The 23,747-nt window shown below is 36.3% G+C and carries 21 protein-coding genes; 12 read left to right on the top strand and 9 right to left on the bottom strand.

Going from position 1 to position 23,747, the window contains the following annotated elements; translation table 11 throughout:
* Positions 1-250 precede the first annotated feature (250 nt).
* Both LQV47_RS22215 and dnaJ read left to right on the top strand, forming a co-directional pair.
* On the top strand, positions 251-790 hold the full coding sequence (locus LQV47_RS22215) for a nucleotide exchange factor GrpE (RefSeq protein ID WP_230041308.1): 540 nt from the start codon (positions 251-253) through the stop codon (positions 788-790).
* Between the two features lie 105 nt (positions 791-895).
* Positions 896-2,002: a molecular chaperone DnaJ gene (dnaJ, locus tag LQV47_RS22210; protein WP_230041306.1), complete on the top strand. Its 1,107-nt coding sequence runs from the start codon at positions 896-898 to the stop codon at positions 2,000-2,002.
* 123 nt (positions 2,003-2,125) lie between these two features.
* Here the strand turns inward: dnaJ and LQV47_RS22205 are convergent, their stop codons facing one another.
* Positions 2,126-3,007, bottom strand: coding sequence for a DUF808 domain-containing protein (locus tag LQV47_RS22205; protein ID WP_230041305.1), 882 nt, complete (start codon positions 3,005-3,007; stop codon positions 2,126-2,128).
* 157 nt (positions 3,008-3,164) lie between these two features.
* On the opposite strand from LQV47_RS22205, the gene LQV47_RS22200 reads away from it, so the two are divergent.
* From LQV47_RS22200 to LQV47_RS22185, 4 genes are all read left to right on the top strand, one after another.
* Positions 3,165-3,662: a tetratricopeptide repeat protein gene (locus LQV47_RS22200; protein WP_230041304.1), complete on the top strand. Its 498-nt coding sequence runs from the start codon at positions 3,165-3,167 to the stop codon at positions 3,660-3,662.
* Positions 3,659-4,252 (top strand): Crp/Fnr family transcriptional regulator, encoded by a 594-nt coding sequence (locus LQV47_RS22195; RefSeq protein WP_230041303.1) that lies wholly within the window; start codon positions 3,659-3,661, stop codon positions 4,250-4,252. The genes LQV47_RS22200 and LQV47_RS22195 overlap by 4 nt, the downstream gene beginning before the upstream one ends.
* 62 nt (positions 4,253-4,314) lie before the next feature.
* A complete protein-coding gene (locus LQV47_RS22190) occupies positions 4,315-4,743 on the top strand; it encodes an SRPBCC domain-containing protein (protein ID WP_230041302.1) in 429 nt (142 codons plus the stop codon).
* A 54-nt stretch (positions 4,744-4,797) separates the two neighbouring features.
* Positions 4,798-5,667: an alpha/beta hydrolase gene (locus LQV47_RS22185; protein WP_230041301.1), complete on the top strand. Its 870-nt coding sequence runs from the start codon at positions 4,798-4,800 to the stop codon at positions 5,665-5,667.
* A gap of 43 nt (positions 5,668-5,710) precedes the next feature.
* Here LQV47_RS22185 and LQV47_RS22180 read toward each other — a convergent pair whose 3' ends face one another.
* From LQV47_RS22180 to LQV47_RS22165, 4 genes are all read right to left on the bottom strand, one after another.
* Positions 5,711-6,409 (bottom strand): VTT domain-containing protein, encoded by a 699-nt coding sequence (locus LQV47_RS22180; protein WP_230041300.1) that lies wholly within the window; start codon positions 6,407-6,409, stop codon positions 5,711-5,713.
* A gap of 86 nt (positions 6,410-6,495) precedes the next feature.
* Positions 6,496-7,608 carry a peptide chain release factor 2 gene (gene prfB / locus LQV47_RS22175; RefSeq protein WP_084086130.1) on the bottom strand — a complete coding sequence of 371 codons (1,113 nt, stop codon included), beginning with the start codon at positions 7,606-7,608 and terminating at the stop codon, positions 6,496-6,498.
* A 260-nt stretch (positions 7,609-7,868) separates the two neighbouring features.
* On the bottom strand, positions 7,869-8,975 hold the full coding sequence (locus LQV47_RS22170) for an FAD-dependent oxidoreductase (RefSeq protein WP_230041299.1): 1,107 nt from the start codon (positions 8,973-8,975) through the stop codon (positions 7,869-7,871).
* 223 nt (positions 8,976-9,198) lie between these two features.
* Complete coding sequence (locus LQV47_RS22165) at positions 9,199-10,554, bottom strand: ATP-binding protein (protein ID WP_230041298.1); 1,356 nt, start codon at positions 10,552-10,554, stop codon at positions 9,199-9,201.
* 186 nt (positions 10,555-10,740) lie between these two features.
* Between LQV47_RS22165 and LQV47_RS22160 the strand changes: the two genes are divergently transcribed.
* Together LQV47_RS22160 and LQV47_RS22155 are read left to right on the top strand one after the other, a co-directional pair.
* Complete coding sequence (locus tag LQV47_RS22160; protein ID WP_230041297.1) at positions 10,741-11,367, top strand: hypothetical protein; 627 nt, start codon at positions 10,741-10,743, stop codon at positions 11,365-11,367.
* A gap of 1 nt (position 11,368) precedes the next feature.
* Positions 11,369-12,016, top strand: a complete 648-nt coding sequence (locus LQV47_RS22155) for a hypothetical protein (protein ID WP_230041296.1) — start codon at positions 11,369-11,371, stop codon at positions 12,014-12,016.
* 47 nt (positions 12,017-12,063) lie between these two features.
* On the opposite strand, the gene msrB is transcribed toward LQV47_RS22155, so the two are convergent.
* From msrB to LQV47_RS22135, 4 genes are all read right to left on the bottom strand, one after another.
* Positions 12,064-13,050 (bottom strand): peptide-methionine (R)-S-oxide reductase MsrB, encoded by a 987-nt coding sequence (msrB, locus tag LQV47_RS22150; RefSeq protein WP_230041307.1) that lies wholly within the window; start codon positions 13,048-13,050, stop codon positions 12,064-12,066.
* A gap of 146 nt (positions 13,051-13,196) precedes the next feature.
* Positions 13,197-13,637, bottom strand: coding sequence for a DUF417 family protein (locus tag LQV47_RS22145; RefSeq protein ID WP_230041295.1), 441 nt, complete (start codon positions 13,635-13,637; stop codon positions 13,197-13,199).
* A gap of 77 nt (positions 13,638-13,714) precedes the next feature.
* Positions 13,715-13,984, bottom strand: a complete 270-nt coding sequence (locus LQV47_RS22140) for a hypothetical protein (protein ID WP_230041294.1) — start codon at positions 13,982-13,984, stop codon at positions 13,715-13,717.
* Positions 13,985-13,992: 8 nt separating this feature from the next.
* Entirely contained in the window at positions 13,993-14,547 is a 555-nt protein-coding gene (locus LQV47_RS22135) for a sigma-70 family RNA polymerase sigma factor (RefSeq protein ID WP_230041293.1), read from the bottom strand.
* A 285-nt stretch (positions 14,548-14,832) separates the two neighbouring features.
* Here LQV47_RS22135 and alaS point away from each other — a divergent pair, with 285 nt between their 5' ends.
* The 4 genes from alaS (at position 14,833) to LQV47_RS22115 (ending at position 23,694) form a co-directional block, all read left to right on the top strand.
* Entirely contained in the window at positions 14,833-17,436 is a 2,604-nt protein-coding gene (gene alaS, locus LQV47_RS22130; protein ID WP_230041292.1) for an alanine--tRNA ligase, read from the top strand.
* A gap of 192 nt (positions 17,437-17,628) precedes the next feature.
* Positions 17,629-19,107 (top strand): hypothetical protein, encoded by a 1,479-nt coding sequence (locus tag LQV47_RS22125; RefSeq protein ID WP_230041291.1) that lies wholly within the window; start codon positions 17,629-17,631, stop codon positions 19,105-19,107.
* Between the two features lie 66 nt (positions 19,108-19,173).
* Positions 19,174-20,994, top strand: coding sequence for a cytochrome c peroxidase (locus tag LQV47_RS22120; protein WP_230041290.1), 1,821 nt, complete (start codon positions 19,174-19,176; stop codon positions 20,992-20,994).
* A 345-nt stretch (positions 20,995-21,339) separates the two neighbouring features.
* Positions 21,340-23,694, top strand: coding sequence for a hypothetical protein (locus LQV47_RS22115; RefSeq protein WP_230041289.1), 2,355 nt, complete (start codon positions 21,340-21,342; stop codon positions 23,692-23,694).
* Positions 23,695-23,747 lie beyond the last annotated feature (53 nt).

The raw sequence follows: 23,747 nt of genomic DNA, 5'->3' as shown, positions 1-23,747 counted from the left end.
TATTATTATATGAGGCTAATCCATATAAAAATAAATAATCCAACTATTTGCAGCAATGATCATAGTCATTGGTTAATAACTTCCAAATCATAAGATAACACACCGTTCTTTAGTATAATTTCTATATTTTAACCTATATAATAAGCAGGCTGAAGTTCAAATATCCTTATTTGAAAAAACAGACTGCCTTAATGTCCTGATTTTTTGATTTGGCAGAATCTTTGTCAAACAATCTGTAAATAAATATTGAATTATGGAAAACCAGGATATTAACGAAGAAAGCATCAATAATCAAGGAGAAAACAATATTCAGAACGAAGCCGTATCTGAGGACAATGTGACAGCTACTCCTTCTGCTGAGGAACTTTTGGCAGAAGAGAAAGACCGTTACATCAGATTGTATGCAGAGTTTGAAAACTATAAAAAAAGAACATCTAAGGAGAAGATGGAATTCTTCCAATATGCCAATCAGGATATGATGGTCTCCATGCTTGGAGTATTAGATGATTTTGAAAGAGCATTAAAAGAAATTGCTAAAAACGGAAATCAATCTGATTTACAGGGAGTAGAACTTATTTATCAGAAATTCAAAAACAGACTTGTTGAAAAAGGATTAAAAGCAATCGAGGTAAAAGCCGGCGACAGCTTCAATGTAGACTTCCATGAAGCTATTACTCAAATCCCTGCTCCATCAGAAGATTTAAAAGGTAAAATTGTAGATGTTATTGAAACAGGATATACTTTAAGTGATAAAGTAATCCGTTTTGCAAAAGTAGTAACAGGAAACTAATAGTATAAACGATAAATGATGAGTGGTAATTGATAGGTAGCTATACTTTTATTACTTAAATATCTTTTATCATTTATCAATCATCAATTATAGATATAGAAAGTCATGTCAAAAAGAGATTACTACGAGGTTCTGGAGATCAGCAAATCTGCATCAGCCGACGAAATAAAGAAAGCATACCGAAAAATGGCCATCAAATTTCACCCGGATAAAAATCCAGGAGATAAAGAGGCTGAAGAAAAATTCAAAGAAGCTGCTGAAGCCTATGAGGTATTAAGCGATGATCAGAAGCGTGCCCGATATGACCAGTTTGGTCATTCCGGAGTAGGCGGAAATGGTGGTTTCGGGGGTGGAGGCTTCGGAGGCGGAATGAATATGGAGGATATTTTCAGTCAGTTTGGAGATATTTTCGGAGGTTTCGGAGGTGGTGGTGGCGGACGCCAGCAGGTGAAGGGTTCTAATTTAAGAATCAGGATCAAGCTTAACCTTGAAGAAATGGTGAACGGTACCCAAAAAACCATTAAAGTTAAAAAAATGAAAGTAGCAGAAGGCGCTACTTCAAAAACATGTCCTACCTGTAACGGTTCCGGTGTTCAGGTTAAAATAATGAACACGATGTTCGGTCAGATGCAGACACAGGCTACCTGTAGTACCTGTCAGGGAATCGGGAAAGTTGCAGATAAAATTCCTGCAGGAGCTAATGCACAGGGGCTTATAAAAGATGAAGAAGAGATCACTATTAATATTCCGGCCGGTGCCAGAGATGGTATCCAGCTTAATGTAAGAGGAAAAGGAAATGATGCTCCATTTGGAGGAATTCCGGGAGACTTACTGGTTATTGTAGAGGAAGAAGTGGATGCAACAATCAAAAGAGAAGGTGACAATCTTCACCAGGAATTGTATGTATCATTTGCAGAAGCTGCACTGGGAACTAAAAGAGAGATTCCTACTGTAGGAGGTAAGGTAAAGATTACCGTAGATCCGGGAACACAGTCCGGAAAGATATTGAGGCTTGCAGGAAAAGGTCTCCCAAGCATCGACAGCTATGGAAAAGGTGATATGTTTATTCACATCAATGTATGGACTCCACAGAAGCTTACAAAGGAACAGAAAGATTTCTTTGAGAAGCAGATGTCCAGCGGAGAAATGGTTGCAGAACCATCCGGTAAGGAAAAAACTTTCTTTGATAAAGTAAAAGATTTATTCAATTAATATAAAAAAGGGTTCTTACGGGAATCCTTTTGTATTTAAAAGTTTTACCTCTAATGGCTATACATAAAAAATCCTGTACAACGTTGTACAGGATTTTTGTGTATCAATTATTTAAAATTTAATTTACTTTTTCACTGCTAAAGAATATATTGCTTTTCCGATAGTAAAAACCGCTACAGCAGCCAAGCCACCTACAATTCCGAAAGTAAATTCTTTAAGCATAGCAGGCCATGTTGGTAACAGTTCATGCAAATAATGGATATTGTGAGCAAAAATACCTCCTGAAACCAGAATCAAAGCGACTGTTCCTACCACTCCCAAAACTTTAATAATAACAGGCAGCGCCTTTACCAATAAGTGTCCTAGCTTGGAAAAGAATCCTTTATCATGGCTTTTTTTGATCAGCTTAAACCCTGCATCATCCATTCTTACAATTAAGGCAACAATTCCATACACTCCTACAGTAGCTATAAACGACACAAAAGTTACCGTTAAGATCTGGGTAATCAACGGATGGTTTTCCTGTATAACGGTACCTAATGCAATAATGACAATCTCAATAGAAAGAATAAAGTCTGTTCGGATGGCTGAATTTATTTTTGCTTTTTCAGATACTTCAGAATTGTCTTCCTCTTTACTTTCTTCCACTACTTCATGCCCTTTTTTAGAACGGTGAAACAGGAATTCAATAATTTTTTCTACGCCTTCAAAAGCCAGATACAGTCCTCCGAGAATAAGGATCATCTCAATAGCCGGCTTATACAGCCAGTTGAGCAAAAAGGCAATGGGAAGAATAATCAGTTTATTAATAAATGAACCTTTGGTAATAGCCCATAAAACCGGAAGCTCTCTTGAAGAAAGAAAGCCTGTGGCTTTTTCAGCATTTACAGCCAGGTCATCTCCTAAAATACCTGCCGTTTTCTGTGTAGCTATTTTACTGGTCACTGCTACATCATCCATCAATGCTGCAATATCATCTAAAATTGCAAAAAAGCCTGAAGCCATATTTTAATATTTTTTTAATATTTGTTAAGTCTAGCAAAAATAATTATTTAATTCCGTTTCCTTATTCATAATACGACAATAATTTTAAGAATAAGCAAAATCATAAAGTAGTGCCCCCTTTTTCAACATTTTATATCTTTGTTTAAATTGTTATAAAATGAATGACCTAGCCAACTGGGAAACCCAATTACAGCTCATCTGGCTGAAATTTGGAAAAATTAGCAATGAAGAATTCATTCAGCAAATTAAAGATCATACAGTATTATTTTCAGGTTCACAGGCTATCCCCCATTTTGAAATGGCCTGTGCTTTTGACTCTACCGGACATGAAGAGGAAGCCGAACCACTGTACAGATCTGCATTGAGTCTCGGATTATCAGGTTTACGAAGAAGAAGAGCAAGAATTCAGCTGGCAAGTACATTAAGAAATAATGGAAAAATAGAAGAAAGCATCTATATTTTGAGAGAAGAAAAAGCAAATTATTCTGATGAACTGAATGATGCTGTCGATTCTTTTTTAGCCCTTTCACTTTATTCTGCAGGTGAAAACAAAGAAGCATTATCTTTAGCCTTAAAAGCATTATCCAAACACCTGCCCAGATACAATAGTTCTCTATACCGATATGCTGAAAACTTAGAATTCCCTCAACCATGAGCAAAATAAATATTGATCTTGAGTATAGCCTTACTTCATATTTTACAGATATTGATGCTGATGATTTAAAAACAATCATCTCTTTTTTCAAACCGGAGCTTATTAAAAAGAATGATTTTTTCCTGAAGCAAGGGAAGAAAAGCACAAAATTAAGTTTTATCCGCTCCGGGTTTTTAAGGATCTTTTGTGAAACTGAAAAAAAAGAGATTACACAATGGATTTCCACTCCGGGATATTTTGTAACGGATCTATCCAGTTTTATGGCTGATATTCCGGCAAGATGGACTATTCAGGCTCTTACAGATACAGAATTATACACCATCAATAAGACTGATTACGAAAAGCTACAGAGCCTGGTTCCTCAATGGTACATTTTAGAAAAAGCCTTCATCATTCATTGTTTCACCACCATTGAAACAAGAGTTTACAGTCATTTATCAATGACCGCTGAAGAAAGATATTTATGTTTTTTTAATGAAAATCCTCAATTATTCAATCAAATTCCTTTGCAGTATATTGCATCAATGCTTGGGATGACCTCTGAGACCTTCAGTAGGATAAGAAATAAAATAGCCACAGGAAATCTTTGATTTTTGTCAAGAGGATCTTTAGTATTCTCACCGAACTTTGCCTACATAAAAATCATTTTATCATGTCAAAGAAAATAGAAACAGAAATTACCATTCATGCCAGTCCTGAAAAAATATGGAAAATATTAACCAATTTTCAGGATTATCCATCCTGGAATCCGTTTATTACCAATATCCAGGGAGCTGTAGAAGAAGGTAACCAAATACGGGTTACCATTAAACCAAAGGGAGGAAAAGGAATGGTTTTCAAGCCTGTCATTTTATCCAAAAAAGAAAATAAAGAATTAAAATGGGTAGGAAAACTATTGTTCAAGGGAGTATTTGACGGTGAACATCATTTTGAGCTGGTTGACAATAAAAACGGGACCACTCAATTTATCCAGTCAGAACAGTTTTCAGGTTTCCTTGTCCCGTTTTTTAATTTTACTAATACAGCTACCAGTTTCAATATCATGAATCAAAAATTAAAGGAATTAGCTGAAAAAAGCTGAATGGGATTATTCAGAATGGTCTGTAAATCGTCATATTTTTCTTACATTTGATGTATGAAAAAGCTAGTCCTCAGATATCATTTCTTTGTTTTAGGATGTATAAGCTTTATATTCCATTCATGTAATACCAGATTCAGGGTCTGGGTAGGTCCGGGAGGCCAGCAGAAAATCTATAATCTACAGTACGGAGAGCATAAAAGGCAGAAGATGGATATTTTTCTTCCCAAAGATTATGCCCGGGATGCACTTGTAGTTCTTATTGTTCATGGTGGCGCCTGGACTTTAGGAAAAAAAGAACATATGATACAGGTTCAAAAGATGCTTTTCAAAAATGGAATTCCAAGTATCAATATGAATTACCGGCTGGTTTCTAAACGAAAAAAAATCACCTATAAACAGCAACTCGAAGATATCGGATCGGCTATTGAAAGATTTAATTCTTTAACAGAAAAAGCTGAGCTGCTTCCCAATAATTATGTTTTGCTTGGAGAAAGTGCCGGCGGGCATCTCGCTTTGCTATATGGATATCAACATTCTGATCAGATCACGAAAATCATTTCCTTAAGCGGCCCTACAGATTTTTACAGCCCGGAATATCTTAATTCTTTTTATTCCAAATACACTTCTCCTACCTTTCAGAAAGTGGTGGGAACTAAGTTCGACAGAAAGAATGTTTCTGAAGCATTTAAGGAAGCCAGCCCGATAGCTAATATCACCAGTGTTCCTACCCTGCTTTTTCAGGGGAATAATGATTTCCTGGTCAATCATCATCAGGGACTTGCCATGGATTCTGCTCTTACCAGCATGAATGTCCCCCACAAGTTGGTCTTTATGAAGAAAACAGGTCATGTACCCAGATTTTTCAGTAAAAGAAAAAGAGATAGTATTATTTATCCGAATATCCTGGAATGGATAAAAAAATAACCTGCTAAAAAAGCAGGTTATGTATTGTATAGCATTTTGTTTACTATTCGAAATCCCTGTTGTCATATTTGGAAGAAAGATCTTCTTTTTTTCCAAAAGCAAACTTTACAATCACAGGAAGTGTGGTTACAAGGACAATAATAATGATGATGTATTCCAGTTTTTCTTTCAGATTGATTCCAAACTGTTCCATGAATAATTTATCAAGATAATGTCCTGCAAAAATCAAAATGAATGACCATAAGACAGCACCAATGATGTTATCTCTTAAGAATTCTTTTTTGTCCATTTTCACAATCCCTGCAACAATAGGCGTAAAGGTTCTCACAACAGGTAAAAACCTGGCCATAATAATGGCTAACGCTCCATGTTTTTCAAAGAAATCATGAGCCTGATACAGATATTTCTTCTTAAAAAGCATTGTATCCGGTCTTTTATACAAGGCGGGACCTGCTTTTCTTCCAAAATAATATCCTACTTCATTTCCTATAATTGCAGCTAATGCAACTCCGGTAGCCAAAATAGTAGTATCCAGGAAATCACTCCCTGTGGAGCCGAATGTCTCTTTGATAATTTCAACGGCATAAATCCCCGAAACGAACAACAGAGAGTCTCCAGGAAGAAAAAATCCTACAAAAAGACCTGTTTCAGCAAAAACAATAAACAAAATAAGCCAAAACCCTCCCATTTTTATGTAAAACTCCGGGTTTAATAAATCCTTCCAGCTATTAAAATCTTCCATATATCTCGATGAACAACAAAAATAGGTCTAAAATACCTGAAACAAAAATAAATTATAAGATTTTAACTAAAAATAAAACATGATATTTATAGCTCCATATCATCATCGGAAACCGCCGTTCCATCTGCCATTAAGAAAGCTTTTAAGAAAGGAGTGATATTTCCGTTCATTACGGCATCCACATCTGATGTTTCATACGCTGAGCGTACATCTTTTACCAATTTGTAAGGGTGCATCACATAGTTTCTGATCTGGCTTCCCCACTCGATCTTCATCTTATTGGCTTCAATCTCGTTTCTTGCTCTCATACGTTCTTCCAATTCCATTTCATATAATCTTGAGCGAAGGAGCTGCATTGCTTTTTCTTTATTCTGAAGCTGTGAACGGGATTCTGAGTTTTCAATAATAATTCCGGTTGGTGCGTGACGTAAACGTACTGCCGTTTCCACTTTGTTTACGTTCTGGCCTCCTGCTCCTGAAGACCTCATGGTTTCAAAGCTGATATCAGCAGGGTTAATATTGATTTCAATAGTATCATCTACCAAAGGATAAACATATACGGAAACAAAACTTGTATGGCGTTTGGCATTGCTGTCAAAAGGTGAAATTCTTACCAAACGGTGTACTCCATTTTCTCCTTTCAAGTATCCAAAGGCATATTCTCCCTCAATTTCCAGGGTAACGGTTTTTACACCGGCTACATCTCCTTCCTGAAAATTAAGCTCCCGGATCTTATATCCTTGTTTATCTGCCCACATGGTGTACATTCTCATCAGCATTGATGCCCAGTCGCAGCTTTCTGTACCTCCGGCTCCGGCAGTAATCTGAAGAACAGCAGAAAGCTCGTCCCCTTCATTGGAAAGCATGTTCTTAAATTCAAGATCTTCGATTTTTTCTACCAACTGTGGAAATGTTTCATCCAGTTCTTTTTCAGAATCCGGATCTTCTTTAGCAAAATCTGCTAAAACCTGAAGATCTTCAAATTGTGTCTGGATTTCATCATAACCTTCCACCCATTTTTTCTTGGAACGAAGCTGTTTCAAAAAGGCTTCTGCTGTTTTAGGGTTATCCCAAAACTCAGGAGCAGCCGTTTTTTCATCATCGTTGGCTATTTCTATTTTCTTTTTTTCTATCTGAAGGTATCTGTGTAAGTCTTCAATTCTGGATTGAACTTCTTTTATCTGGTCGTTGTTAATCACGATTTATTCTTTTTGCAAAAATACGGATTTCTTTTAGAGTTGAGAGTTCAAAGTTGAAAGTGTTGTGAGGTGAGGGATTCGGGATACGGGGTGCGAGATACGAGATACGAGAAGGCAAGCTGTCGGATATAAGATGTAAGGCTAATTATTCTACTCCTTACCTCTTACCTCTTGATTCTTGACTCTTGACTCTTGGCTCTTAACTCTTTAAAATCTAATACCCAACATCAACTTCTGACATCTGACATCTTAAACCCACCCTAAATCATCTCAGCCACCATTTCCCCAATCTTTGGAGCAAGTGCCACGCCCATTCCGGAAAGCCTTACGGCACAGAACTGTTTTTCTGAAAGCTGTTTTATGATAGGTGTTTTTTCTGATCCCATGGCCATGATTCCTGACCACCGGAGGGCTATTTTATATTCATGATCCGGTAAGATCACTTCTTTTAAAAAGTTTTCTAAGTGACTCTGCAAGAATTCGGTGGTTTCAAAAGCTGTAGTTTGTTCTGTTTTAAAATCCTGATTCCGGCCTCCTCCCAGTAAAACCCTGTTTCCTAAATTCCTGAAATAATAGAATCCTTCATCGTAATGAAATGTACCTTTTAATTTCAGATTTTCTATAGGCTCCGTGAGAAGAATCTGTCCACGGGCGGGAATAATCTCTTCTTTTTCCAGGAATTTTGAGCTGAAAGCATTGGTGCAGTATATCAGCTGATCTGCTTTTACAGAAAGACCTTCTGAAAGATGAACCATCACCTCATGAGGGTTTTCGTCAATATTCTCCACTTCGGTACCGAATAAAAACCCGACTTTAAGTTCATGGCATTTTTCTAAAAGCCTCTGCAATAATTTCCCGGAATGTAAACTTCCTTCACAGCTATTTTCAATCAGAAACTTTGATTTTCCCAAACCGAAGTCTTCTATTTTATCCTGTTTCAGATGGTACGTTTTTTCAAGTCCGGTAACAGATCTCAGTTTTTCATTAACGATATCAATATACTGTAAGGGTTCTTCGTTATTCAAAATTTCATATCCTCCGCTAAGTTCAAAGTCTATTTCGTCATTTTTAAAATATTCCCTGATTTTCTGAAGCCCGTTAAACCTCATAGCAACCAAATCCAGGGTCTTTTCCCACCCCATATTCTGAGCATCGGCAATCACCTCTGTCAGGCTTCCAAAACAGGCAAATCCTGCATTTCTCGTTGAAGCACCAAGCGGCATTGCATTACGCTCGATAATTAATACCGATTTTTCAGGATATTTCTCTTTAATGGAAACAGCAGTCCAAAGCCCGGAAAAACCGGCTCCTATAATGATAATATCTCTTTTTCTGTAAAAGGTTTCTAATTCCCAGATGCTGATCATTTGTACAATGTATAATGTAAAAAGTAGGATGTATAGATTTGAGATAGGAGACGTTGAGAGTGGAGATAAGGGGATAAGAAATAAGAGCCAAGAGCCAAGAATCAAGACTCAAGATATCAGACACCAAATTTCAGATTATCTATCGTTAAACCTTATATCTTTTATCCTGTATCACGCACCCTTACACTCGCATCCTGCATCTCGAACCCGAACCCCGAATTTTCTATTTGGTCTTCTTCTCCTCTTCATTATGAGAGAAACCTATGGCCCGTCTTGGTTCTTCCACTACTTTATAGGACTCCAGCTCAGCTTTAAGTGCCTTGATTCTAAACTGAAATTCATCAAAATTATTGATAATGGCATCAGCTAAAAATCGGGCTACCTGATCAAGATATTCTTCGGTAAGTTTCCCCGCAGCGTCTCTTAGAGCAGCATTCAAAAGTCCCTGATCAATTTTAAGCTTTTCATTCTTTGTTCTCTGGTATAGATTTTTAATTCTTTTTTTCAGACTTTGGGTAAAATCAATCAGCATGGTATTGCTGAAAGCTTTCATTTTTGATGAAATCTCGTGCCAGAACGGAACTTTATCCGCTTTATTGTAAATGAGAATTTTGTATAGGAGAGAATCCTCTTCCAAGCCTCTGGTCATCGCATATAAAATAATTTCTGACCGTTCTGAAGCATTGGGAGGGAATATGGGGATCATCACATCAAATCTTCCCGGTGCTAGAATCTCCTCATCTATTTCTGAAACAGAATTGGCAGATCCGACCATCAGTACTCCTTCTTTTTCAAATTTCCCGATATAATGAAGAATAAGCTCCTGGACTTCAAGATTACAGGAAGCAATATCTGTTTCTGCTTTTCTCTGCATCATAATTTCGTCAAAATCATCGAGAAAAAGCAGTATTTTATTTTCTTTCAGCATAGAAGTTAAAAAGTCACTGAAATTAATTTCGTTCCCATCAATCAGGGATGTTCCTAAATAGTGCTTTTTGACTTCTTTAAAGCTGTATCCTATGATTTCAGCAATCTTATTGGCCCAGAAAATCTTACCACTTCCGGGAGGTCCATATAAAATAATCCCTGCCGGCTTATTGATTCCCCAGTCTTTGATCTGCTGAGGATTCAGAAAAGGCTCTAAAACTGCCGAAGTGTAAAAAAACAAATCTCTATAGCCTATAAAATCTCTTTTTTTCAGACTCGTCTTATGCCCGAAATAATCATAGACAAACTGGTAATTTCCGCCTAGTTTATTATCAATACCATAACTTGAAATAGAGGATTTGAAAAAGCCATTGTCAAAAATATTAGGATTATTGTCCTTAATTGCTTTTTCAACTTTTTCTTTAGGCTGATTAATTACCTCAGCAATCTGCTCCAGGGTTTTATTTTTATCAAGATCTTTTTCATAAAGCTTTAAAAAATCCAGGTTTTCACGGGCGAATTTTTCAAAATCTTCTTTCACTTCAAAATTCGTGCTGATACAGTCTACCAACTCAAGGTCAAAATCCTGTATAAACTGTTTGATCGTTTCTGCAGAGACTTTCAATTCTTCTGCCAGTTCAATTAACTTCATATTTCCCTATTAGTTCTATCAAATTTAATATTTTAATCTTAAAAATATAATGAAAATTGATATTCTTTTTGGGTTTTATCAATTAATTACCCATCTGTATTTATATAAAAAACAATGGTTATCACCATCATCATCAAGTATACATCGTAATTAATTTTTTTATTAATTTTATCAAAAACCACGCAAATGAGAAAAATATATTATTTTCCGGGATTGTTCAGTGCCATTTTGATCCCTGTTTTATTCTGGTACTATGGAAGCCAGAGAATTCATCCACCCTATTCAGGTATGGATCTCGCACTTCCTGCAAAAGTTACCCATCAGACCAGTTTAGACAATACTTTTGAGCCCTATAGAAACTGGAACTACAAAAAAATCATAGTTCAACCAGGCACCGCTCTTCAAAACCGGGAATTTTATGTTTCCGAACTTAAAAAGTTACAGGCAAAGAATGAAAAGGAAAAAGGAATTGAATTTGTTATAGAAAATAAAAACACTTATCAGGATTTTATAGCTTTAATCGATGCTATGATTCTCTCTAAACAGGAAGCTTATGGTGTAGACATGGAAAAAACAGGACATTTTTTTGCGTTACACTTTTATAAAGATCCTAATAGAATTGAAAGATGCTATGATAATGTTGGTGGTGAATATCATCCTGGGAATAAACTATCCTACACTGGTTTTGAAAAGATAAAATATGTACTTGAGCTTCCTAAACAGGCTTATTACATTATCTTTGCATTTTTACTGTTTATAAATATTTCCATGCTCAGCATTAAAGAAAGTCTTCAAATCAACAAAAAAAGTTAGTATGAAAAGGATTTATTATTTTCCGGGATTAATAAGTGCTCTGACCATTCCTGTCTTGTTCTGGCATTACGGAAACAGAAAAATAGAAGAAATAGCAGTATCAGTAATAGATATTGGAATTCCCGCAAAAATAAATAAGGATAAGAGTTATAGCAGTACGCTTGAACCACTGAGAAATTTAAATTATAAAAAAATAAAAGTGCCCTCCGGTAAAGCAAAGGAAAACTCTGATCTGTATGTTTCAGAAGTGAAAGCACTGCAACAAAGGAATGAGCAAAACACAGGCATCGAATTTATCTTGGGGAATGAAAATACATATGGAGATTTTGTTTCTCTATTAAATGATATGGCTATTTCAAAACATGAAGAGTATGGTTTGGATCTTGAAAAAACAGGTCATCTCCTGGTTCCTGTTACCTATCAAAGACCATCTCCCGAACCTTGTTATCTCTGCCATGATACAGAAGTTGAAATAATAGACTCAGGTTCAATAGTAACAGGCATTATCCCTGAACCCAATATTTTTGATAAAACTCAATATTTTCTGTCCCATCTGACGAAAGAAGCTTACTATCTTATTCTGGGATTCCTGATATTGTTCAGTATTTCAATACTCAGCATCAAAGAAAGGTTTCAGACGCATTACTAACAAAAAAAGACTGCCTTAAAGACAGTCTCTTCCTTTCATATTTCACATTACTTTTTATCTAATAACGGAATATATTCCCCATATCCTTTTTTCTGCATATCTGCTTTTGGAATAAACTTCAGGGATGCACTGTTGATACAGTAGCGCAATCCTCCTTTATCTTCAGGACCATCGTTAAAAACGTGCCCTAAATGAGCATCTCCTGTTTTACTTCTTACCTCTACTCTGGTCATCCCTTGCGACTTGTCCAGCTTTTCGTCTATTAATTTTTTCGTAATAGGTTTAGAGAAACTAGGCCATCCGCAGCCTGATTCAAACTTATCTGTTGAAATAAATAAAGGTTCTCCGGTAGTGATATCTACATAAATTCCTTCACGGGTTTCATTCCAGTATTCATTTTGGAAAGGTCTTTCCGTAGCATTTTCCTGGGTTACGTTGTATTGTTCTGCAGTAAGTTTGTCTTTCAGAACTTTTTTATCCTGTTTCTCATACTTTACTTTCGGTGCAGCTTTCGGAAGAGGATTTGCTTTTTTGGCCATTTCAAAAAGTCCCGGTTCAATATGACAGTAACCTCCCGGATTTTTATCCAGATAATCCTGGTGATAGTCTTCTGCCCTGTAAAAATTCTTCAAAGCAACAGTCTCTACCACTACCGGTTTAGTGTAGTTTTTAGCCAACTTCTCCACTTCTCCTTTTACGACAGCTTCATCATTTTTATCTTTAAAATAAATTCCTGTACGGTACTGGTTTCCTCGGTCGTTCCCCTGCTGATCCTTACTGGTAGGATCAATGGTTTTAAAATAAAGGTCAATCAATAATTTCAGGTCAACCTGTTCAGGATCATATTTCACTTTTACTGTTTCTGCGAAACCTGTGGTATGGCTTACCACTTCTTCATAGGTGGGATTTTGTGTATTTCCATTGGCATATCCAACTTCTGTTCCTACTACTCCGCGAATCTGCTGAAAGAAATGTTCTGTTCCCCAAAAACATCCACCTGCAAAATAAATTTCTCTAACATTTTTATTATCCATAGTTTCCTGATTTTCTTTTTTTACTTCTTCTTTTCCGGATTTCTTATTTTTAAATAGCCCGGAACCTGCAGCAAAGACTGCGATACCCAGAATAATACCGAGTACAATTAATATATTTTTCATTTTTTTCTTTTTATTCATTTTTATTATTTTTGAACGATCATCAGTCCAAACCCTAAAAGCATAAGATCTTTTAAAATAAAGAAATCTGTCACCGGAATACCATCCACTATTTTCCACATTCCCGGGCTTGTAAACAGATAGCTTAACGTTACCAGAAATGTCACTATCATTCCTATTCCCGCATACTTTTTCAGTACTGCAAATTTCACACTAAATATCAGTAATAAAGCAATGATAATTTCTATCGTTCCGATAAGATTTGACACTGCCTGAACACTCATCATCTTATATACGAAAAAAGTTAGAAAATGGTTTTCCACCAAAGGTTTTATAGAAACAGCTTCAGTAGGGGTAAATTTGAAAATACCAATCCAGAGCAAAATAAGAGCGGCTCCAAAAAGCGAGACATAATATCCTAATGGGTATGTTTTTGTATTTTCATTAGATTGTGTTGTTCCGACCATGTTTTAAAATTTTAAATTATACTTTTTTATTTTCAAAAGTATAGTCGGAGGTATTTCGAAATCCTGACAGGATTTTCTTAAAAACCCAACTTTTCCATCATTTTATTTTTAAAATACTGAATATCAGATTTTTTAATTTCAGCTGTTTTTTTAGAAAAAGTCATTTTAAATAGGGTATCCAGCAATGCTAATTTTTTATTGTACATCTTACACCATTTGCAGATCATAAGATGTATACTGAGTTTCCAATTTTCTTTGGGAGAAATAGCACGGGCATTACGTTTTTCCATGAGCAGTGTGGCTTCACTGCATGACAGAAATAATAGATGTATAATTTTCTTTACCATTGTAATTGTTATAATTTTGAAAACCAGTTAAATTCCAGACATTCCCTAAGCTGCATACGGCTGCGTTGTAAGATCTTCCAAAGGTTAGTCGTTGAAACATTGAATTCCTGACTCACTTCGGGTGCTTTTTTTTCTTCAATATAATACATTTTCAACAGGATTTTCCATCTGGAAGGCAGTTCTTCGATACATTCTTCCAATGTTTTATTAAAATCATGATCATCCAAAAGTTCAGATTCTTTGCCGGCTGCATTCCAGTCATTCAATACATCATTATTTTTCCATGAGCCTGTTTCATCAAAAAAATGATCGAGTCTGATATTGGGTTCGGATCTGTATTTCTTACGGTAAAAATCAGCAACTTTCCTGTTTAAAATAGCCATCAGCCAGGTCAGCGGCTGGCTTTTTCCTTCAAAAGAATCATATGATGAAAATGCTGCGATGAATACATCCTGAACGATATCCTCAGCTTCTTCTTTATCCGAAAGCAGATAAAAAGCTTTCTTTAAAAGCGGTTCTGAATAGTGTTCTATCCAGTTTTTCAGCACTTCGTTTTTCATCATTTTTTTATGTTTTTTTATCTTATTCAGATCATAACGAAGGTAATAAGTTAAATGGAAAATTGCAAAATTATGGTGAATAATAATTATTTATTTTATGCACAGTTGATTTTTTTATGGTATCTCTCCATTGCTGTTCGCGGCTAAAAATATAAACCATACTCCATTATTATGCCGGACATTTGATAAACCTATCTGAAAATATTCAATAGTAGATATTAAATCACCTAAAAACATTAAATTTGCATCTTATCAAAATTTGATACGTTAAAAAGCAAAAGCAATACTATGACATCACAAGAGATACGTCAAAAATTTTTAGATTATTTTAAAAGTAAAGACCACCTGATCGTTCCTTCAGCTCCTATTGTGCTGAAAGACGACCCTACCCTTATGTTTTCCAACTCAGGAATGACGCAGTTCAAAGATTTTTTCTTAGGCTACAAAACGCCTACCGCCCCAAGAATTGCCGATACACAAAAGTGTCTGAGGGTTTCAGGGAAGCATAATGACCTGGATGATGTAGGTAGAGATACTTATCACCATACCATGTTTGAAATGTTAGGAAACTGGTCTTTCGGGGATTACTTTAAAAAAGAGGCTATTGCTTTTGCCTGGGAACTATTGGTTGATGTATATGGAATTCCAAAAGAAAATTTATATGTCACTATTTTTGAAGGAGATGCTTCTGAAAACCTTGACAGAGATCAGGATGCTTATGACTTCTGGAAATCTCATATTTCAGAGGACAGGATCATTAATGGAAATAAAAAAGATAACTTCTGGGAAATGGGTGAAAGCGGACCATGTGGACCGTGTTCAGAGATCCATATCGATTTAAGAACTCCGGAAGAAAAAGCGGCTGTTCCCGGGATCACACTGGTTAACCAGGATCATCCACAGGTAGTGGAAGTATGGAATCTGGTTTTCATGGAATTCAACAGAAAAGCAGACAAATCTCTGGAAAAACTTCCTGCCCAGCATGTGGATACAGGGATGGGCTTTGAGCGTCTCTGTATGGCACTTCAAGGAAAGTCTTCCAATTATGACACCGACGTTTTCACCCCGCTAATTTCTAAAGTTGAAGAACTTTCCGGTAAAAAATACACCGGTATTTTAACGGACGAAAAAGATATTGCTATCCGTGTGGTGGTAGACCACATCAGAGCGGTTTCTTTTGCTATTGCTGACGGACAATTGCCTTCCAACGGAGGTGCCGGATACGTTATCAGAAGAATTTTAAGAAGAGGTATTTCTTATGCTTACAGATTCCTGGGAATGAAAGAACCTTTCCTTTTTGAATTAGTAACTGTTCTTCAGGATCAAATGGGTAAATTCTTCCCTGAATTGGAGAAGCAGGGTAAACTGGTTTCAGAAGTTATTAAAAGTGAGGAAGAATCGTTCTTAAAAACTATTGAAAACGGACTGATCAGAGTTGAAAAATTAATTCAGCAGACGATTGCTGATGATTTAAAAGTATTACCAAGCGAGGAAGTTTTCGAACTCTATGATACCTATGGTTTCCCGGATGACTTAACAAGAATTATTGCTGAGGAAAAAGGATTAACGATTGATGAAGCTGGGTTTAAAGCTGAGATGGAAAAGCAGAAACAACGTTCCAAATCTGACTCTGCTCAAAAAGTATACGATTGGGTGGTTTTAGAGGAAAAACCGGAAACATTCGTTGGATATGATCAAACGGAATCCGAAACCTATATTACCCGATACAGAAAGGTAGAAAATAAAGACGGAGAATTTTATCAGGTAGTACTAAGCAGCTCTCCATTCTATCCTGAAGGTGGTGGACAAGTGGGAGATAAAGGAATCCTGGAAAATGCTTCTGAAAGTTTTGAAGTATTGGAAACAAAGAAAGAAAACGGATTGATCATTTCACTGATCAACGGTCTTCCAAAAGATGCGGGAGCAGTTTTTTATGCTAAAGTAAATGCTTCAGACAGAAAAAACTCCCAGGCTAACCACTCTGTAACTCACCTTTTACATGAAGCATTAAGAGATGTTTTAGGAACTCACGTAGAGCAGAAAGGTTCTTATGTAGGTCCTGATTATCTTCGTTTCGATTTCTCTCATTTCAATAAAATGACGGAAGAAGAATTAGCTTTAATTGAAGAAAAAGTAAATCATAAGATCAAAGAAAGTATTGCTTTACAGGAATTCAGAAGCATTCCTATTAAGGAGGCTTTAGAGAAAGGGGCAATGGCTTTGTTTGGTGAAAAATATGGTGACAGTGTAAGAATGATCCAATTTGGAAGTTCAAAAGAACTTTGCGGAGGAACTCATGTAAAAAACACCAGTGAAATTGGCCACTTCAAAATTACTTCTGAAGGTTCTGCAGCAGCAGGAATCAGAAGAATTGAAGCGATTTCGGGTGATAAATCTGAAGAATATTTCAAAAACCTGGAACAGCAGATCAGTGAGCTTTCTCAATTACTGAAGTCTAAAGATGTAGTAAGATCTATCGAAAAACTTATCGAAGAAAATGCATCATTAAAATCTGAAGTAGATGCTCTAAAAAAAGAGAAGGCAAAAGGAGAAATCGGCGACTGGAAAAATGCTTATGAACAGAAGGGCAACAAACAGCTTTTGGTAAAGAAAACCTCTTTGGATGCAGGTTCTGTTAAAGACATCGTATTCCAGCTGAAAAGAGAAATCCCAACTTCTGTGACCATCATTCTTTCTGACGCAGATGGAAAGCCTATGATCACTGTAGGGGTATCTGATGATCTTGCAGCAGATTACCAGGCCGGAGCTATCGTAAAAGATCTTGCCAAAGAGATCCAAGGTGGTGGTGGTGGAAATCCTGGTTTCGCAACTGCCGGAGGTAAAAACCTGGATGGTTTAGAAAATGCTTACCAAAAGGCATTACATATCTAAAATAGAATATTATTCTCATATTACCATTGGCTGTTTCGCTTGAAACAGCCATTTTTTTATTTATAACCGTTCTAATTATTGATCTTATCTTAACAAATCATTGCTTAATCTTAAACTATTTGTTTTGTCCTATTAAAACCCTGTTAACACCGGAGCATTAGTTTTGTATTATCGAAATTCAAAAAAGTAATTATGAAAATTAATAAAACTATTGGCGCGCTATTGTTTGCTGCTCTTGTATTCCAGGGCTGTAACGACGACAATAACGGGGATAGCAATACCCCCGTCAATGACAACATCAAACTTGAAAATTTTTCTAAAGAATCTGCGTTCGTTTTTGGAATGCCTGGTTTTGAAAATTTAAATATCACCACACTTATTTCAAGCTCCGATATTCTTTCAGGTTCTCCGGACTTTGTTTTTGGAGGTCAGCCGGACGGAATGGGCATTATGAAAGATCCTAATTCAGACGGTTATCTTATGATCACCAACCATGAGATCAAACAATCCGTATCAAGGGTATATTTAGATAAAACTTTCAGACCTGTAAAAGGGGAATATATTCTCAATGGAACAGGAGGAATGACAAGGTTGTGTTCTGCTACATTAGCCACTCCCGAAACTCATGGTTTCAGTGCTTTTCTTACTGCCGGAGAATCTGGTGAAGAAAGTATGGTTCACGCTTTAAATCCATTGGCACCAACTTCGCAGGCGACAGATAAAACAAGAGTAAAACCTGCCTTAGGAAAGGCTTCTATGGAAAATGCAGTTCCTCTTCCTAAAGATGTATCCAACGGAAAATCTTATATCATCATTGGTGAAGATCAGTCTTATTCTTCTTCTCATCAGTCTGCAGGGCAACTGATCATGTATGTAGCCAATACACAGGGAGATCTTGATAACGGAAAATTATATTCTTTAAAAAGAACAAACAACAGCTATACTGAGACTGATATGGTAAAAGGCAGCAGCTATGATGTGGAGTTCGTTGAAATTCCTAATGCTAAAAACCTTACAGGAGCTCAGATCAATCAAAAAAATATTGATAATAATGCAATCCGTTTTTCAAGGGTTGAAGATGTAGATTACAGAAAAGGAGCCGGAAAAGGAAGAGAAGTTTATTTTACAGCCACCGGAGAATCTTCTGACGGAGTGAATCCAAAACCGGGATTAACGATGTGGGGAAGGGTGTATAAGCTTGTTCTTAATGCTAATAATATGCTGACAGGAAAGTTGGAAGTTGTCGCAGAAGGAGATTCCAATCCTGGACATAATCTTATCAATCCTGATAACCTGTGTGTTACTGAAAACTATGTATATATTCAGGAAGACGGAGATTCTTATTACAAAGCTGTAGGCCATGATTCTTACATATGGCAGCTTAATATCGGTACGAAACAGTATAAACCATGGCTGAATATGAAACACAACAGAAATGATTCGGCATGGCAGACGGCTTATAACCAATCCGGAGACCTTCAGAAGTTCGGTTCATGGGAATTTGGAGCGATGACCGATATTTCAGATATCATAGGTGTTCCCAATACCTTTACAGTAAACATTCATTCTCATACGTGGCAGCTGGATAAATTTAAAAATCCTGACGGCTCCGGAGTCAATACCAATAAAGAAGGCGGGCAGGTTGTTATTATCAGAAACGTAGAAAAATAATTGTAATCACCTCATAAAAATAAAAAGTATCAATAGAAAAACTTCTGTTGATACTTTTTCATACCTATGAAAAAACTTTCAAAATATCCGATATTCCTGTTTTTATATTCTGCAGCTGCACTTTTCATTCTTTCTTATTGTAAAAGTGATAAGCAATTGCCTGCTTCAGAAGATCTGGGATCTGTAAAGAATCAGATTATCAAGAACAATGATGCCTTTGAAAAACAGATCAATGAACTGATCGTCCTTATTTCTAACCATTCAGATGAAAAAAAACTTCAGGAGAAGTTTGAGGAACTTAGAAAAACCTACAAAAAAATGGAATGGGCAGTGGAATATTTCCTTCCCCACTCTGCCAGATTCATTAATGGTCCGGCTTTGCCTGAAATAGAAATGGACGAACATACGGAAATAGAACCGGAAGGCTTACAGGTATTGGAAGAAATGTTGTATCCTTATGATCAGGGAAACAAAGATGAGGTGATCAGATTTTTAAAAAAATTAATTAATAAAAGCAATACTATTGAAACCAATTTTCAGGTCATAACTGTCAGTAGAGATCAGGTTTTCGATGCTTTAAGACAGGAAGTTTTCAGAATTTCAAGCTTGGGTATTTCGGGTTTTGACACTCCTATTTCCGGAACATTTCTGAAAGAGATCCCATATTCTCTTCAGGGTGTTAAGCAGACATTGCAGCAGATTTCCACTGATCAGTCAAAGAATAAAGCATTGAAAAGCATTGTTACTGAAATTGATACTGCTATTGAGATTCTGAAAAAAAATACAGACAGGAATACGTTTGATTATGTCAATTTTATTCCGGACCATTTCAATAAGATCACCTCTTTACTGCTTGAGTTCAAAAATCAGGAAAAGATTCCTGATGTTGAGGTAACCACTGCTCTCCAAAAAAATGCAGCTACTTTTTTTTCTAAAAATGCATTCAATCCCAATGCCTTTACACCTGGAAAGGAATTTGTATTTTCTGATGAGAAAGCAAGTCTTGGCCAACAACTTTTTAATGATAAAATGCTGTCTGACAATAACAACAGAAGCTGTACAACATGTCATATCCCTGAAAAAGCTTTTACTGACGGACTTGCCAAGTCTATGTCGCTGGAAAATTCAGAACTTGCAAGAAATGCTCCTTCTCTTAATTATGCAGGGTTTCAGCATGGCCAATTTTGGGATATGAGAAAAGACGATCTGGAAGGGCAAAGCTCCGATGTTATTTCAAATAAAGAAGAAATGCATGGCGACCTTACTGTGATCCTTGCCAAGATCAACCAGGACAAAAAATACCAGGCAGCCTTTAAAAAAATTTATCATTCTCAAAAAACAGAAGCATGGCAGCTTCAGAATGTATTGGCAAGCTACATTCGTTCTTTGGCAAAATTCAATGCTGATTTTGATGAATATATGCGTGGGAATAAATCCGCCATGACGGCTCAGCAAAAAAAAGGGTTTAATCTTTTTGTTGGGAAAGCACAATGTGCCATATGTCACTTCATCCCTTTGTTCAACGGAACCGTACCTCCTACTTTCAAAAAAACAGAACAGGAAGTATTGGGAGTAGCCGTGAATGGAGATAACACCACTTTTGACAATGATTTGGGAAGAGGAAAATTTCATGAAACAGTGGCAGCATTACAACATTCTTTTAAAACACCTAGCCTTAGAAACATCAACAAGACCGCTCCCTATATGCATAACGGAGGCTATAAAACACTGAAAGAAGTCATGAACTTTTATAATAAAGGTGGTGGAAAAGGTGTTGGATTTAAAGTAGATAACCAGACCCTTTCTGATGCTCCTTTACAACTTACAGATCAGGAGATTGATGATATTATTGAATTTATGAAAGCCCTGGATGATCAAAAGCAATAAAAAGCTGTGAAATTGCCCTTCAAGTATAAAATTTTCCACCTTTCCGGTGAAGGGAAATTATGACTCATCAGACAGGAGCCCTGGCTGGAAATTGTACTACCAATAAAGAATTCTATAATAACCTAAGTTCTTCATCATGCGCACGAATCCTATACTTTATACCCCAACATCGGATAAGTCTGCTTTTTTAGCGTTCACAAACCTTGATTTTACCATTATGAAATTAGATGAAATCAATGTTATAGTCCGTTAAAAACTTTTCTAAAACAATAAATATTAGTACTTTTGAAATAGTTATTTTACATGAAAAGGGGTCTACTATTACTATTTTTTTTAATCTGCTTTTTGGGATATTCACAATTAAAAATTAAAATTGTTGATGACACCAGTCAAAAGCCTGTTTCCAGCGTTAAAATCTCCTGTGGCGACAACATCCTTGGCTATACCAATTCCCAAGGGACTCTTGAGTTCACATCAACGTGTAAGTCCATAGATATTGAAGCCGAATCTTATCAAAAAGAAACGGCAACGGTAGAAAGCAGCATGGAAGTCTCCCTGGTAAAAAAAACATCAAAAACCACTTCTATTGATGCTGTTGTCATTGAAGATAAAAGCGACCCAAGGGCATTAGAAATCCTGAAAAAAGCCAATAAGCTTTTCTATGAAAATTCTCCGAAAAGCCTAGGTTCTTATTCTTACAAATCTTATGAGAAAATATCCCTGGATATTGATGAAGACAGCATTTCTCAATTTCAGGAATATTTTAATGATTTAAGTCTTTTCAAGAAAAAGAGAGAGAAAGATTCATTAAACAACAGCTTTGCAAGAAAGATCTTTTCAAAGAGTAAGCTGTTTCTTTGGGAAAGGGCTCAGGAGTTTTTATATTCAAAAAAATACGGTGAGAAGATCAATATCCTCGATAACAGGATTTCCGGACTGAAACAGCCTATCTATGAGATGATCGCACTTCAGCAGAGTAACAGAGATGTGGTTCCTGAGCAGATCAAACAGGAAAACAGAGGCTTATACAGATACTATTTATCTGATACCATAGAATTGGATGGAAGAAAAAATTTCGTCATCCGTTTCCGGGAGGTAAACTACAAAAATCCTGACAGGAAAAGGAAATACAATGGTACTATTTATGTAGATACCGAAACCTACGGCGTTAAAAAAATTGAAAACTTCAGTAAAAACAAGAACGACGGAATTATCACCAGCACCTGGATATTTTATAACAACAAATGGTTTCTTGCCGACGAAAAAACAAAGCTTAAAATGGGGAAAATGGCTATGGATGATAAAGACCGTCTTAATAAAAAAGATAAAAAAAGCTTTGCGACCTATGCCTTCCTCACTTCCAAATACTTTGACTTTGAGTCTCCCATAGACGAAAATCCTAAAGATTTTAAAGGATATACCTTCTCCGTAAAGAATATTGACGGGCATTCACTGAACCAGTACAGGACCGATCCGCTTACTGAAAGAGAGCAGAATACCTATAAAACAATAGACAGCTTAGGAAAAAAATATAAAATAGACGGTAAAGCCCAGATTTTATCCGGTTTACTTAATGGGCAAATCAGAATCCGTTCTGTAGATCTTGCCGTGGATGAAATTGTGAATTACAACTCTTTTGAGGGATTCAGACTGGGATTAAAGGCCAAAATAAATGAAAACTTCAATCCATACTTTTCCCCGGATTATTATTTTGCTTATGGGGTAAAAGACAGAAGGTGGAAATATGGAATGGGATTAGACATGAAAACCACTCTGGATAAAAATTCATTCTTCAGGTTTGAATTCTATGATGATGTAACGGCTTCAGGAGAATTCTACCGCAGGCTATGGAACTTCAAGATGAGGATGATGAATTTCGGAAACAACCTTAATAATGATAAATATTTTCATTTTAAAGGAGTTTCTTTATCTTATCTGAATGATGTCACCAATGGTCTTACCCTTGCCTTTGCGGTAAGAAGAAATATTGAAGAAGCTCAATTTGACTATCAGTTCAGAAACGGCGGTTCGTCATTCAAGAATTTAAATACTTTGTTTACTTTAAAATATTCTCCCAACTCAACCAATATCATGACTCCTCAGGGAAAATCCCTGATTGATCAGAAATATCCCGAGCTTTATTTTAATTATGAACAAAGCTACAGAATGGCCGGTGGAGATTTTAATTACTCCCGTTTTGATGCCCTTTTTGTTCATAATTTTAAAACTCCCATTGGAACTACCGGTTTCAGATTGTATGGAGGAATGGTTTTCGGAGAAGCTCCTATATGGAAGAATTTCACTATGAACGGACTTGCTTCTCCCGGGAAGGATTTCAATTTCAACCTTACCTCATACCTTGGGTTTGCGACACTGGAAGGTGGAAAATATTACAATGATAAGTTTGTGGCGTATTACTTTACCCATAAGCTTCCATTTTATTTTAAAAGCTTTGGGCATAATGTTTCCAGCTTCGATTTCGTATTAAGGGGAACTATTGGAAATATGAAATATCCGGAGTATCATCAGTTCCGGTTCAAGCCACTGAATCACCTGTATCAGGAAGTAGGTCTGGAATGGAATAATTTCCTGTCAAGTTATTTCAACCTAGGATTATTCTACAGGGTAGGTTATTATACCACCCCGAATTTCAAACAGAATTTCGCCATACAGTTTAAGCTGAAGTTCTTAGAATTCTAAGCCTTCAGATCCCTACCACCCACATTATATATTATATATTATATATTATATAT

The organism is Chryseobacterium sp. Bi04, assembly GCF_918698085.1.
GTDB lineage: Bacteria > Bacteroidota > Bacteroidia > Flavobacteriales > Weeksellaceae > Chryseobacterium.
This window is presented reverse-complemented; position numbering and strand designations above follow the sequence as displayed.